This is a genomic window from Burkholderia sp. ABCPW 11, from assembly GCF_001523445.1.
Classification (GTDB): Bacteria; Pseudomonadota; Gammaproteobacteria; order Burkholderiales; family Burkholderiaceae; genus Burkholderia.
In genome coordinates this window covers 51,225-63,436 of sequence record NZ_LOVM01000030.1, presented here as the reverse complement: position 1 = coordinate 63,436, position 12,212 = coordinate 51,225, and the positions used below count along the sequence as shown (strand labels likewise).

The window sequence follows — 12,212 nt, the reverse complement described above, 5'->3', positions numbered from 1 at the left end:
GACGATGCGGCCGACCGCGCAACGAATGCCACGCGCGCACGCCGCAGCCGTGCGCGCGTGGCCGCGTCAGAAGCCGATCGGCCGGCGCTTCGCCGCGCCTTCGTCGGCGCGGATGTCGGCCGGCGCGATCGCGTCGCGGCCGTCGAGCCGCGCGGCGCCGAACGCGTGCAGCAGCGCGCGGCGCATCGTGCGCGGCGGTGTCGCGGCCAGCACGTCGAGCGCGTCGTCGCCGAGCGTATCGGGAAAGCGCCGCCCCCACGCATGCGACGTGCGGATCTCGTCGTAGATCGTCTGCGCGATACGGCGCGCGCCGGCCGCATCGGGCGGCGCGATCTCGTACACGTTCATCCGGTTGAGCAGCGGCTCGGGAATCGCGTGCGCGTCGTTCGCGGTCGCGATCCAGATCACGTTGCCCGCGTTGATCGGCACTTCCGCGAATTCGTCGACGAACGCGCGCGCGGTGTCGTGCTCGAGCAACGCATACAGCGCGCCGAGCGGATCGTATTGCGCATCGCTGCCGGCCTTGTCGATTTCGTCGACCGCGATCACCGGGTTCGCGTAGCTGCCGTTCACGAGCGCGTCGAACACCTTGCCGGGCTTCGCGTTCTTCCATTGCGACGATGCACCCGACAGGATCCAGCCCGCCGTCAGCGAACTCATCGGCACGTAGTGGTACGCGGTGCCGAGCAGCTGCGCGAGCGCCTTCGCGAAATGCGTCTTGCCGATCCCGGGCGGCCCGAGCAGCAGGATCGGCATCAGTTCGAGCCGGTCGTCCGTTTCGAGACACAGCGCGATCTGCTTGCGTACGTCATCGAGCGGCTCGCCGAAATTCGGCAACGCTTCGCCGAGCGCGTCGAACGACGGCATCCGGTTCGGCTTCACGCAGAAACGCAGATTCCCCGTCTTGAGCATCTTCTCGTAGGTCGAGCGCAGTGCGTCGCTTGCGCTCTCGTTCAGGTCGCCCAGCGCCGTCTCGACCTGCTCGAGGTCGTACACCGTGCTGAAGGACGCCACCGCCAGTTCCTGTTTCACCATCGCCGTCGTCATACCTACCTCGCTGCACTTGCCGTCACATACTCATCAGACCCTTACGATTTCAGTGTAGCGATCCCGCATCGCCATGCAAGCAAGCAGCCGGGTGCGTCTGCTGCTAACAGCGCGCGCACGCTGCACGGCCGCGCGCCGCGGCGTATGATCGAAAGTTCACGAGGCTCGCGCCGGGCTCGCCGACGGCGTCCGCGCGCCGCGCACACGCTGCTGCGCACCTCGCCCGACGCCTCGCCCGAAGGGTTGCCGATGTCCATCCCCGCTGCTTCTCCGCGCGTCGACGCCGACGCGATCCGTTCCGTCGACGCCGCGCTCAAGTCGCGTCGTTCGGTCCGTGCGTTCCTGCCGACGCCCGTGCCGCGCGAGACGATCGAGGCGATCCTCGAAGCCGCGAGCCGCGCGCCGTCGGGCACCAACATCCAGCCATGGCGCGTGTACGTCGCGACGGGCGCCACGCGCGACGCGCTCGCCGCCGCGCTCACCGCGGCCTACGACGATCCGGCGCGCGACGAGAAATACGTCGCCGAATACGACTACTACCCGCGCGAATGGGTGTCGCCGTATATCGACCGGCGCCGCAAGGTCGGCTGGGATCTGTACGGCCTGTTGAACATTCGCCGCGACGAGAAGGCGCGCATGCACGCGCAGCACGCGCGCAATTTCCGTTTCTTCGATGCGCCGGTCGCGCTGTTCTTCACGCTGGACCGGGTCATGACACGCGGCGCGTGGCTCGATTGCGGGATGTTCCTGCAAGGCGTGATGACGGCCGCGCGCGCCCGCGGCCTCGATACCTGCCCGCAGGCCGCGTTCGTGCCGTTTCACCGGATCGTCGCCGACCACCTCGGCATTCCGCCGAACGAACAGTTCGTCTGCGGGATGGCGCTCGGCCATGCGGACCCCGACGCGATCGAGAACCGTCTCGTCACCGAGCGCGCGAGCGTCGCCGAATTCACGCGCTTTTTCGCTTGAAAACGCATGACGCGGCCTTACCTGTCGAGCAGGACCGCATCGTGCTGCGAACCTGCCGCGGCACGTCCCGTCACATCGCGACCGAAATCGATCGGGCGTAAGATGTGCGTCCGTTCCCCGCTATCCCGCGTTTCCGGAGACGTTTCATGCTGAAACACGGCCTGGCCGTCCTGCTTGCGAGCGTCGTGCTCGCCGCCCATGCGCAGAGCCCCGCGCCCGCCGTCGTCGCATGGGAAATCCAGGTGGTGCGCGACGGTCAGACGATCGACACGTTCCAGCAAAACACCACCGTGGGCCAGTCCCGCACCGATACCCATCGCTATCCGGCCGCCGTGCCGGTGGGCTGCGGCAATGCCGCGCGCGTCGTGCCGACCGAGCGCGCGCGCTCGGTGACGGTCGCCCCGCTCGCCGTCGATGCCAGCGCGAACACGGTGTCGCTCGGGCTCGACGTGCAGGAAACGCTCGACGACGAAAACGCGCGCGGCGATCCGTGCTTGCCCGCGTCGCCGCGGCAAATCGTCGCGAGCCACCCCGGCCTGTCGGTCGGCGGCGACGCCTGGACCGACTGGACGCTCGTCGAGCAGCATCCGCATCTCGTCTACCGCGTGCGCGCGCACGTCGCGAAGGACTGAGCGTCATGTCCGCCGACGCCCTCTCGCTGCCGTTCGCCGAACCGCACGCCGCGCCCGACGAAATCACCGCCGTCAGCTGGAACCTGCACAAGGGCCGCTCGCCGCTCGGCTTCACCGCGTGGAACGCGATGCGCGACTGGATGCAGTCGACGCACGCCGACGTGTATTTCCTGCAGGAAGCGATGGCGCGCCGCATGCCGCGCCCGATGCTCGCCCCGGGCTTCGGCGCGCCGATGGACGACGCGGTCGACGACGTGTGGCATTGCCAGGCCACCGAGATCGCGCAGGCGCTCGACTGGCAGATCGCGCTCGGGCCCAACGTGTTCAAGCCGTCGTGGCGGCACGGCAACGCGATCCTGTCGCCGCATCCGCTCGACCTCGGCGGCCGCTGGGACATCTCCGCGCATCGCTTCGAGCGGCGCGGGCTGCTGGTCGCGCGCGCGACGCTCGCGGGCGCACGCCCGGTCACGCTGCTGTGCGCGCATCTCGCGCTCACGCGCGCCGCGCGGCTGCGCCAGATGCACTGGATCGCGCACTGGATCGTGCGCAACGCGGGCGACGGCCCGCTGATGCTCGCCGGCGACTTCAACGACTGGCGCAACGATTCGGTCGCGCTGTTCGGCGAGATCGGGCTGTCCGAGGTCGCGACGCTGCTCGGCGAATCGGGCCGCACGTTCCCGGCGTTCTCGCCGGCGCTCGCGCTCGACAAGATGTTCGTGCGCGGCCTGACGCCGCTCGAATGGCGCGCGCCGTCCGGCGAGGCTGCATGGCTGTCGGACCATCTGCCGTACATCGCGCGCCTGCGCCTCGATCCGCAGTAGTTGCCCGGTCGGGCGCGCCGCCGGTCACGGCGCTGCCGGAATGCGCCGGCCTCGGCGCGAAACGGGCGGCCGACCGATGAAAGCTCGTTGAAAGGATATGTTGCGCCAAATCCGCGCGGCCGCGGGGGTCAAGCCCGCGATCCGCGTCAACAGGGTAAAATAACGAGTTCCTCAAACGTCTGTCATCGAGAAGGCGCGTGTCCGACGCGCCGGCCGGCCGATCCGCGATCGGGCCGTCGCACTCGGTTTTTTGCCCGTTTTTGGGCCCGTTACACGCGTTCGCCACGCGCGTCCGTTTTCAAAGCCATGAGCAAATACGACACCGCCACCGTCCAATCCGTCCATCACTGGACCGACACGCTTTTCAGCTTCACCTGCACCCGTGAGGCGAGCCTGCGCTTCAACAACGGCGAATTCACGATGGTCGGCCTCGAAGTCGACGGCAAGCCGCTCGCGCGCGCCTACTCGATCGTCAGCCCGAACTACGAAGAGCATCTCGAATTCTTCAGCATCAAGGTGCAGAACGGCCCGCTGACGTCGCGCCTGCAACACCTGAAGGTGGGCGACAAGGTGCTGATCGGCAAGAAGCCGACGGGCACGCTGGTGGCCGACAACCTGCTGCCGGGCAAGACGCTGTGGATGCTGTCGACGGGCACGGGCCTCGCGCCGTTCATGTCGATCATCCGCGATCCGGACATCTACGACCGCTTCGACAAGGTGATCCTGACCCACACGTGCCGCCTGAAGGGCGAGCTCGCGTACATGGACTACATCAAGCACGACCTGCCCGGCCACGAGTACCTGGGCGACATCATCAAGGAAAAGCTCGTCTACTATCCGACGGTCACGCGCGAAGCGTTCGACAACGAAGGCCGGATCACCGACCTGATCGCAACGGGCAAGCTGTTCACGGATCTCGGCGTGCCGGCGTTCTCGCCGGAAAACGACCGCGTGATGCTGTGCGGCAGCACCGCGATGCTGAAGGACACGACCGACCTGCTGAAGCAGGCCGGCCTCGTCGAAGGCAAGAACAGCGCGCCGGGCCACTACGTGATCGAGCGCGCGTTCGTGGACTGATCGATCCCCTAATTTGCGCGTCATCAAGAACCGGAGCGAAAGCTCCGGTTTTTTTTCGTCCCTACTTGGCGAATTCGTAACAAACTGGGACCATTCCATCTCAAATAGTTACATTTTGATACGTCATCGTGGGGTGGTCGGGTGTCAGTGTTTTTCCTACAACACCTTCATTCCGATTATTCACATTTACCCTTAAATGACCGCCTGACATGACCTTTTCGGAAATTTTGAGATATTATTCGGCGCGCGTGGTTGCCGTTCGGATGAGCGTGGAAGGGTCGGATGCAAGTGTTACAAGATGTAACTTTTGTTACCTCGGCATGGAGCGACTCCGTGGCGGCGACCGTCGTCGAAACGGCAGCCAGCCCACGCAGCCAGCCGGTGTCTGAACCGCTTTCTGACAGCAGGGAGAGTCATGGATACGTCGCTTAACGCGCCCTTGGGCGCCCACGCCCCGTTCCCGTCGCGGCAGCGCATGCCCGGCTACGCTGCTACGCCGCCCATGGCCGACGAAGCGTCGGGACGCGACGCGTCCGACGCACGGATCGCGGCACTTTCCGCCCAGCTTCTCGCCGCCGACGAAGCGGCCCGCCGCCATTTGGCCGGCGAGCTGCACGACGGGCTCGGCGCCGAATTGACCGCCGCCCGCTTCGCACTGGCAAACGTTCAAACATGGCTGCCGGCCGATGCGCCGGAAGCCTGCCTGCGCGCACTGACGCTGGCGCAGCAGGCGCTCGACGCCGCGACCGACGCGAATCGCCGGCTCATCGACGAACGCGCCGCGCCGGCGCTCGACGCCGGCATGGTCGGCGCGCTGGCGTCGTGGATCGACACGCATGCGGCGCGCACCGGCCTGCGCACGAGCTTCGTGTGCGCGGCCGACGCACGCCTGACGCAGCTCGCCGGCGCAGGCGCGCTTGCGGTGTTCCGCGTCGCGCAGGAGGCACTGTCGAACGTCGCGAAACACGCGCGCGCGACGGCGGTCGATGTCCGGATCGTCACCGACGGCACGCATCTGTCGCTGAGTGTCGCCGACGATGGGACCGGTTTCGCCCGGCGCGGCCGCAACGGCTACGGCCTGGCCGGCATGCGCGCCCGCTGTGAGGCGTTCGGCGGTAGCTTCGAGACGGCCACGCCGGCAACCGGGCGAGGCACGCGCGTCACCGCGCGCTTCGCGTGGGCTTCGCTGCTCGCGGTGTCCGGCGCAGCACGCCGCACGTCGCTTTCGTGAGGTCGCGATGAGCCTGAACATCCTGCTCGTGGACGATCACGCGATCGTCCGGCAAGGGATCCGCCAGTTGCTGATCGATCGCGGCGTCGCGCGCGACGTGACCGAGGCCGAGAGCGGCGGCGACGCGATGGCCGCCGTCGACAAACAGGAATTCGACGTGATTCTGCTCGACATCTCGCTGCCCGACACGAACGGCATCGAGGTGCTCAAGCGCCTCAAGCGCAAGCTGACGCGCACGCCGGTGCTGATGTTCTCGATGTACCGCGAGGACCAGTACGCGGTGCGCGCGCTGAAGGCCGGCGCAGCCGGCTACCTGTCGAAGACGGTCAACGCCGCGCAGATGATCGGCGCGATCCAGCAGGTCGCGGCCGGCCGCAAGTACGTGAGCCCCGCGATGGCCGAGGCGCTCGCCGAATACGTGTCGTTCGAGAACGAACCGCTGCCGCACGAGAAGCTGTCCGATCGCGAATACCAGACGCTCTGCATGCTCGCATCGGGCAAGCGGCTCACCGATATCGCGAACACGCTGTCGCTGTCGGTGAAGACGGTGAGCGTGTACCGGTCGCGGCTGCTCGAGAAGATGCGGCTGTCGAACAACGCGGAACTCACGTTCTACGTGATGAGCAACCGGCTCGTCGACATGGCGCCCGCGGCCGGCGCCTGATCCGATCCCCCGGCCCACTCGAATTCGTCCGATCCGGCGACCCGGCGCAGGCCGCGCCGCGCTCGACCGCACCCGTTTCGCGCACAAACGCTTGTTTTATCGGACGATTTCGCGGCGCCCCGCTGCGCCGCAGCGGGGCTTGTACGCCAAATCGGCTAAAATTATGGGTTTTCACTTAGTTGGCGCGCCGTGCCTGCGCGTGCCGGCGATTCATCCGCAATGTCCCTCTTCCGCAAGAAAAACGTCGATCGCATGATCGCCGGCGCGCAAGCCGCCGGGCTCAAGAAAGCGCTCGGCGCGATCGACCTCACCTTCCTCGGCATCGGCGCGATCATCGGCACCGGCATCTTCGTGCTGACCGGCACCGGCGCCGTCCAGGCCGGGCCGGCGCTGATGCTGTCGTTCGTGATCGCCGCGATCGCGTGCGGCCTCGCCGCGCTGTCGTACGCGGAGTTCGCGTCGACGATCCCCGTCGCCGGCTCGATCTACACGTATTCGTACGCGACGCTCGGCGAGCTCGTCGCGTGGATCATCGGCTGGGACCTGATGCTCGAGTACGGCCTCGCGTCGTCGGCCGTGTCGGTCGGCTGGTCGGGCTACCTGCAGTCGCTGCTGCAAGGCTTCGGGCTCACGCTGCCGACCGTGCTCACCGCCGCGCCCGGCGCGGTGCCGGGGGTCGTCACGTGGTTCAACCTGCCCGCGTTCCTCGTGATGATCGTGATCACGACGCTGCTGTCGATCGGCATCCGCGAATCGACCCGCATCAACAACATCATGGTGTTCATCAAGGTCTCGGTCGTGCTGCTCGTGATCGCGGTCGGCCTGTTCCACGTGACGCCCGCGAACTGGAAACCGTTCATGCCGCACGGCTGGAACGGCGTGTTCGGCGCCGCCGCCGTGATGTTCTTCGCGTTCATCGGCTTCGACGCGGTGTCGTCGGCGGCCGAGGAAGTGAAGAACCCGAAGCGCGACCTGCCGATCGGCATCATCGCGTCGCTCGCGGTGTGCGCGGTGCTGTACGTGACGGTCGCCGCGGTCGCGACCGGCATCGTGCCGTCCGCGCAGTACGCGAGCATCTCGCACCCGATCTCGTACGCGCTGCAGATCGCCGGCGAGAAATGGGTGGCGGGCTTCATCGACCTCGGCGCCGTGCTCGGCATGCTGACCGTGATCCTCGTGATGAGCTACGGCCAGACCCGCATCATCTTCGCGATGTCGCGCGACGGCCTGCTGCCGGCGGCGCTGTCGCGTGTGCATCCGCGCTTCGCGACGCCGTTCCTGACGACCTGGCTGGTCGGCCTGTTCTTCGGGCTGATCGCCGCGCTGGTGCCGCTCAACGTGCTCGCCGAGCTGATCAACATCGGCACGCTCGCGGCGTTCTCGATGGTGTCGATCGCCGTGCTCGTGCTGCGCCGTACGCACCCCGAACTGCCGCGCGCGTTCCGCTGCCCGGGCGTGCCCGTGGTGCCGATCCTCGCGGTCGCGTCGTGCCTGTTCCTGATGCTGAACCTGCAGCCCGTCACGTGGGCCGCGTTCGGCATCTGGCTCGTGATCGGCCTCGCGATCTACGCGCTGTACTCGCGGCACCACTCGAAGCTCGCGCACGGCCACCCCGACGCGCACTGAGCATCCGTGATGGCGCGCCTTCCGCGGTGCGCCATCACGAGAACCCCACGCGGGGCCGGCACCGGCTCCGCACGTCCGTCTCTCCCGAACCCTCGGCCACCGCGCGATCGCTGTCCGATCGTCGCAATCTCTTGCCCGATTCTCCGGATTTGCCTGCCCGGCCGGCGCGCCGCCTGCACGCGCGCGCCGGGCGGTTCATAATCCCGCCATCGAACGACGGCGCCGCCCGACGGGCCGTCCGGCAACAGGAAAAAACGATGGAAAGCGTCGATCTCGATGTACTGAAATCCAGCGCGCGCTGGCTCGAAGAAGGGCGTCGCGTGCTGCTCGTGACGGTCGTGAAGACGTGGGGCTCGTCGCCGCGCCCCGAAGGCGCGATGCTCGCGGTGCGCGAGGACGGCCTGGTGGTCGGCTCCGTGTCCGGCGGGTGCATCGAGGACGACCTGATCGCCCGCGTGCATGCGAGCGGCATCGCGGCCGATGCGCGCCCGGAAGCGCTCAAGTACGGCGTGACGGCCGAAGAAGCGCACCGCTTCGGCCTGCCTTGCGGCGGCACGATCCAGCTCGTGCTCGAACCGCTCACGCGCGATAGCGGAATCGCCGCGCTGTGCGCGGAAGTCGAGGCCGGCCGCCTCGTCACGCGCACGATGACGCTTGCGACCGGCCGCGCGTCGCTGTCGCCCGCGCAGGCGACCGACGGGCTCGCCTTCGACGGCGAACGGCTCGTGACGATCCACGGGCCGCGCTACCGGATGCTCGTGATCGGCGCCGGACAGTTGTCGCGCTACCTGTGCCAGATCGCGGTCGGGCTCGACTACCAGGTGACGGTCTGCGATCCGCGCGAGGAATACACGGACGCGTGGGACGTGCCGGGCACGCGCGTCGTCCGCACGATGCCCGACGATACGGTGCTCGACATGAAGCTCGATGCGCGTTCGGCCGTGATCGCGCTCACGCACGACCCGAAGCTCGACGATCTCGCGCTGATGGAAGCGCTGAAGACGCCCGCGTTCTACGTGGGCGCGCTCGGCTCGCGACGCAACAACGCGGCGCGGCGCGAGCGGCTGCGCGAATTCGATCTGAGCGAAGCGGAGCTGGCCCGGCTGCACGGGCCGGCCGGCATCTACATCGGCAGCCGGACGCCGCCGGAAATCGCGATCTCGATCCTCGCGGAGATCACCGCCGCGAAGAACAACGTGTCGCTGCCGACGATCCTGCAGGTCGAAGGCGCGAAGGCCGCACGCGAAATCGCGGCGAACGGCGGCGCGGCCTGCGGCCTCTGACCGGCGGCGGCGGGCGGTAACGCTCCCGCCGGGCGCCGGCCGGCGCGAACGTCGATCAGCTCAGGCCGGCCGCCAGCGCGGCGGCAACCGAACCGACCACCAGCACGACGCCGACCGTACGGCGCTTGTTCAGCTCGGTCCACAGCAGCACGCCCGTCAGCGACAGCAGGATCAGCGAGCCTGCGATCGTGTCCATCAGCAGCACCCAGCCGAGATTCATCCCGACGCCGCGATGCAGGTTGTTCAGCGTGGTCAGGAACGTGTTGCCCGTACGTTTCACGGACACGTAGCCGTTGCCGACCCAGTACTCGCCCTGCAGGTTCTGGTGCGGCCCGAACACGCCGAATTGCCAGTGCTCGGGCTGCATCACGCGCTTGTCGCCCCACGCGACAGCCTGCGCAGGCTCCTTGCGCATGCGGCCCGGCTTGCCGTCGAAATGCAGCTCCTGTTGCAGCCATTTCGTCATCGCGGCAGGCGTCTTCGGCACCGGATCCGGCAGCGCGATCTGCATTTCCTCGACCTGCGGCTCGCCGGTCGAAATCTTCAGCGGCGGCGCGCGGTGATTCAGCAGCACGCCCGTCACGCCGAACAGCAGCCCGAGCACCGCGCCCCACAGCCCGACCCAGCCGTGCACCTTGCGCAGCCACTTGATGAAGGTCGCGCGGCGCGAGCGCTGGCGGCGCGCGGCCAGTTCGTCGTCGGTCAGCGGGCGGCCCGCCGGGTGCAGCACGGTGACGCCGGCGCGCGGCATGCCCGTCTTGGGCGGGTCGATCGTTTCGGGCGCGTTCACGCGAAAGTATCCATTCGTTCAAAACGACGGGCGGCGCGCAAGATGTGCGCGCCGCCCGGGCAGCATGAAAATGAGAATGGATATCATTACATAAATCGCAAGCCGGCTCAATCCGTACGCGCACGAAGCGGGAGGTCCGGTGTACGCGCAAACGCGTAAGAAGGCATGCGTTGCAATAAGATGACGAACGATAGACGAAAAATACCGGCAGAACGATCCCGCAAGCCACGGACAGCCGTTCGTAAGAACCCGCCCGTCGGCTGACCGTTCAGCGCAACGGCGGCAGCGGAAAACGCGGCGCGGCGTCCTCCGGCGCGGGGTCGGCGCGATCGAGCGCGTACAGCCACGCGAGCAGGTCCGCGACCGCCTGGTAAAGCTGCGGCGGAATCCGGTCGTCGAGATCGACCTGCATCAGCAGCGACACCATCTCCGGCGCCGTATGCACGTACAGCCCGGCCTCGTGCGCGCGCGCGACGATCATCTCGGCGAGCACGCCGTAGCCCTTCGCCACCACGCGCGGCGCCGCATCGCCGCCTTTCGGATCGTAGACGAGCGCGGCCGCGCGCTTGCGGGACGTCATGCTCATGGCAGCGCCTCGTCATCGTCGCCCGGCACCCGCGCGTCGGGGCCGCCGGCCGCGCCGCGCGCGTATGCGGCGGCGGCCTGCGCGGCGAACAGGTCGAAGCCGTCCGGCCCGTCGTCGACCGCGCGGATCGACAGCCCACCGACCCTGAGCCCCGATCCTTCGAGCCGCTGCCGCAGCGCGGCTTCGTGGCGCGTGAGACGGTCCGCACCCGTCTGGTTCGCACGCAGCCGCGCGACGAGCTGCGCGCCGTTCAGCACCAGTTCGGCATCGACCGTGCCGAGCGACGGCAGCGTCAGCGTCAGGCGCGTGCGCCACGCGATGCCGTCGCCCAGGTCGTCGCCGCCGCGCGGGGCGCGATGGCCCGGCTCGTCGGGTTCGATCGTCCAGTCGAGCCGCGCGCCCGGCCACGCCTCGCCGGTCCAGCGAAACTGATCGGTCGCGAGTGCGTCGAGCTGCTGCCGAACGAGTGGCACGGCGGCCGGATGCACGGTCGCGAGCGGCTGCGCCTGCGGCTCGGACGATGCGGCGGCCAACTCGGCCCGCGCGGGCGTCCAGCGCGTATCGGTGGGTGCAGCCAGCGGATCGGCGGGGTCGAGCGGCAACGATGCGCTCTGCCGGGTGGCCGCCGGCGCGGCCTGCGCGGGATCGCGCGCAGGCGCGCCGCCTTGGGCCGGCGGGGGCGCGCTCGCCCGCGCGGCGGCCGGCAGCGACGGGCGCTGCGCGAGCAGCTCGTCGAGCACGTCGGTCGACTCGTGCGGAACGGCCTCCGGGTCGGCCGGCGCGAGCGCGGTCGCGAGGCGCGCCTGCGGTTCGCGCAGCAGCGCCGCGAGCGGACGCTGGCCGGCCAGCCACTGCGCGAGATGGGATTCGTAGAAGAGGCCGCTTTCGCTCACGGCCTGGGCGAGCGCCGCGCGCAACGCCGCGACCGGCGGCGGCACGGCGGTTTCGCGCGCCGCCGCGGCGGACGACGCTTCAGCCGAAGCCGGCGTGGAGGACGCCGCAGGACCGGACGCAGCCGACGCGCGCGCCGGCATGGGCGTATCGGTGAGCAGCACCGCGGGATCGGCCAGCAGCGGCAGCCGACCGACGATCGCCGGCGTCGCATCGCCGCCCGAGCGCGAAATCGCGTCGAGCACGCGCCCGACCTCGGACAGCGCGGTCTGCGTGGAAGCCGGCGGCGCGGCGGGCGGGCTGCCGGCCGGCGGCGAGGACGACGCGCCGGCCCCCGGCGTGCCGACCTGCGAGGTCGCGCCGCCGCCGGCGGGCGCCGATACGGTGCCGGTCAGCAAGCTGTCGAGGCGGCTCGCCAGCAGCGCGGCCGCAACGGAGTCGATACCGGTCATGATCGGAGCCTGCTCACCTTGGGTCCGTTTGCATATGCAAACGGACGCTACACATCGTTGCGAATCCGGCGCGGCACGCCGGTGCCGCCCGCGGGAACGGCGCGCGCCACGTGCGGCACCGGGCCGGGGCGCCCGCCTCCCGG

12 protein-coding genes are annotated in these 12,212 nt (G+C 69.0%); 8 read left to right on the top strand and 4 right to left on the bottom strand.

From position 1 onward, the window contains the following. Nucleotides 1-66: 66 nt before the first annotated feature. Nucleotides 67-1,047 carry an AAA family ATPase gene (locus WS61_RS11640; RefSeq protein WP_034208632.1) on the bottom strand — a complete coding sequence of 327 codons (981 nt, stop codon included), beginning with the start codon at nt 1,045-1,047 and terminating at the stop codon, nt 67-69. Nucleotides 1,048-1,296: 249 nt separating this feature from the next. Between WS61_RS11640 and WS61_RS11635 the strand changes: the two genes are divergently transcribed. The 8 genes from WS61_RS11635 (at nt 1,297) to WS61_RS11600 (ending at nt 9,350) form a co-directional block, all read left to right on the top strand. After that, the gene (locus tag WS61_RS11635; protein ID WP_059500614.1) at nt 1,297-2,016 is read left to right on the top strand and encodes a nitroreductase; all 720 of its coding nucleotides are present in this window, start codon (nt 1,297-1,299) and stop codon (nt 2,014-2,016) included. A gap of 146 nt (nt 2,017-2,162) precedes the next feature. Then, nucleotides 2,163-2,648 carry a hypothetical protein gene (locus WS61_RS11630; RefSeq protein ID WP_059500613.1) on the top strand — a complete coding sequence of 162 codons (486 nt, stop codon included), beginning with the start codon at nt 2,163-2,165 and terminating at the stop codon, nt 2,646-2,648. Between the two features lie 5 nt (nt 2,649-2,653). Continuing rightward, nucleotides 2,654-3,469: an endonuclease/exonuclease/phosphatase family protein gene (locus WS61_RS11625; protein WP_034208635.1), complete on the top strand. Its 816-nt coding sequence runs from the start codon at nt 2,654-2,656 to the stop codon at nt 3,467-3,469. A gap of 306 nt (nt 3,470-3,775) precedes the next feature. After that, nucleotides 3,776-4,546 (top strand): ferredoxin--NADP reductase, encoded by a 771-nt coding sequence (locus WS61_RS11620; RefSeq protein WP_059500612.1) that lies wholly within the window; start codon nt 3,776-3,778, stop codon nt 4,544-4,546. 415 nt (nt 4,547-4,961) lie between these two features. Beyond that, the gene (gene rqpS / locus WS61_RS11615; RefSeq protein ID WP_059500611.1) at nt 4,962-5,777 is read left to right on the top strand and encodes a quorum system sensor histidine kinase RqpS; all 816 of its coding nucleotides are present in this window, start codon (nt 4,962-4,964) and stop codon (nt 5,775-5,777) included. A 7-nt stretch (nt 5,778-5,784) separates the two neighbouring features. Next, nucleotides 5,785-6,441 (top strand): response regulator transcription factor RqpR, encoded by a 657-nt coding sequence (rqpR, locus tag WS61_RS11610; protein ID WP_059500610.1) that lies wholly within the window; start codon nt 5,785-5,787, stop codon nt 6,439-6,441. A 219-nt stretch (nt 6,442-6,660) separates the two neighbouring features. After that, nucleotides 6,661-8,067 carry an amino acid permease gene (locus WS61_RS11605; RefSeq protein WP_059500609.1) on the top strand — a complete coding sequence of 469 codons (1,407 nt, stop codon included), beginning with the start codon at nt 6,661-6,663 and terminating at the stop codon, nt 8,065-8,067. A 257-nt stretch (nt 8,068-8,324) separates the two neighbouring features. Then, nucleotides 8,325-9,350 (top strand): XdhC family protein, encoded by a 1,026-nt coding sequence (locus tag WS61_RS11600; RefSeq protein ID WP_034208640.1) that lies wholly within the window; start codon nt 8,325-8,327, stop codon nt 9,348-9,350. A 55-nt stretch (nt 9,351-9,405) separates the two neighbouring features. Here WS61_RS11600 and WS61_RS11595 read toward each other — a convergent pair whose 3' ends face one another. From WS61_RS11595 to WS61_RS11585, 3 genes are all read right to left on the bottom strand, one after another. Then, the gene (locus tag WS61_RS11595; RefSeq protein ID WP_059500608.1) at nt 9,406-10,140 is read right to left on the bottom strand and encodes a PepSY-associated TM helix domain-containing protein; all 735 of its coding nucleotides are present in this window, start codon (nt 10,138-10,140) and stop codon (nt 9,406-9,408) included. A 268-nt stretch (nt 10,141-10,408) separates the two neighbouring features. After that, the gene (locus tag WS61_RS11590) at nt 10,409-10,726 is read right to left on the bottom strand and encodes an EscU/YscU/HrcU family type III secretion system export apparatus switch protein (RefSeq protein WP_059500607.1); all 318 of its coding nucleotides are present in this window, start codon (nt 10,724-10,726) and stop codon (nt 10,409-10,411) included. Beyond that, nucleotides 10,723-12,069 carry a flagellar hook-length control protein FliK gene (locus tag WS61_RS11585; RefSeq protein ID WP_059500606.1) on the bottom strand — a complete coding sequence of 449 codons (1,347 nt, stop codon included), beginning with the start codon at nt 12,067-12,069 and terminating at the stop codon, nt 10,723-10,725. The genes WS61_RS11590 and WS61_RS11585 overlap by 4 nt, the downstream gene beginning before the upstream one ends. Nucleotides 12,070-12,212: the final 143 nt, after the last annotated feature.

What these genes read in the sequence shown, in the direction of transcription:
- WS61_RS11640 (WP_034208632.1), bottom strand. Translation starts at nt 1,047, where the DNA reads ATGACGACGGCGATGGTGAAACAGGAACTGGCGGTGGCGTCCTTCAGC.
- WS61_RS11635 (WP_059500614.1), top strand. Translation starts at nt 1,297, where the DNA reads ATGTCCATCCCCGCTGCTTCTCCGCGCGTCGACGCCGACGCGATCCGT.
- WS61_RS11630 (WP_059500613.1), top strand. Translation starts at nt 2,163, where the DNA reads ATGCTGAAACACGGCCTGGCCGTCCTGCTTGCGAGCGTCGTGCTCGCC.
- WS61_RS11625 (WP_034208635.1), top strand. Translation starts at nt 2,654, where the DNA reads ATGTCCGCCGACGCCCTCTCGCTGCCGTTCGCCGAACCGCACGCCGCG.
- WS61_RS11620 (WP_059500612.1), top strand. Translation starts at nt 3,776, where the DNA reads ATGAGCAAATACGACACCGCCACCGTCCAATCCGTCCATCACTGGACC.
- rqpS (WP_059500611.1), top strand. Translation starts at nt 4,962, where the DNA reads ATGGATACGTCGCTTAACGCGCCCTTGGGCGCCCACGCCCCGTTCCCG.
- rqpR (WP_059500610.1), top strand. Translation starts at nt 5,785, where the DNA reads ATGAGCCTGAACATCCTGCTCGTGGACGATCACGCGATCGTCCGGCAA.
- WS61_RS11605 (WP_059500609.1), top strand. Translation starts at nt 6,661, where the DNA reads ATGTCCCTCTTCCGCAAGAAAAACGTCGATCGCATGATCGCCGGCGCG.
- WS61_RS11600 (WP_034208640.1), top strand. Translation starts at nt 8,325, where the DNA reads ATGGAAAGCGTCGATCTCGATGTACTGAAATCCAGCGCGCGCTGGCTC.
- WS61_RS11590 (WP_059500607.1), bottom strand. Translation starts at nt 10,726, where the DNA reads ATGAGCATGACGTCCCGCAAGCGCGCGGCCGCGCTCGTCTACGATCCG.
- WS61_RS11585 (WP_059500606.1), bottom strand. Translation starts at nt 12,069, where the DNA reads ATGACCGGTATCGACTCCGTTGCGGCCGCGCTGCTGGCGAGCCGCCTC.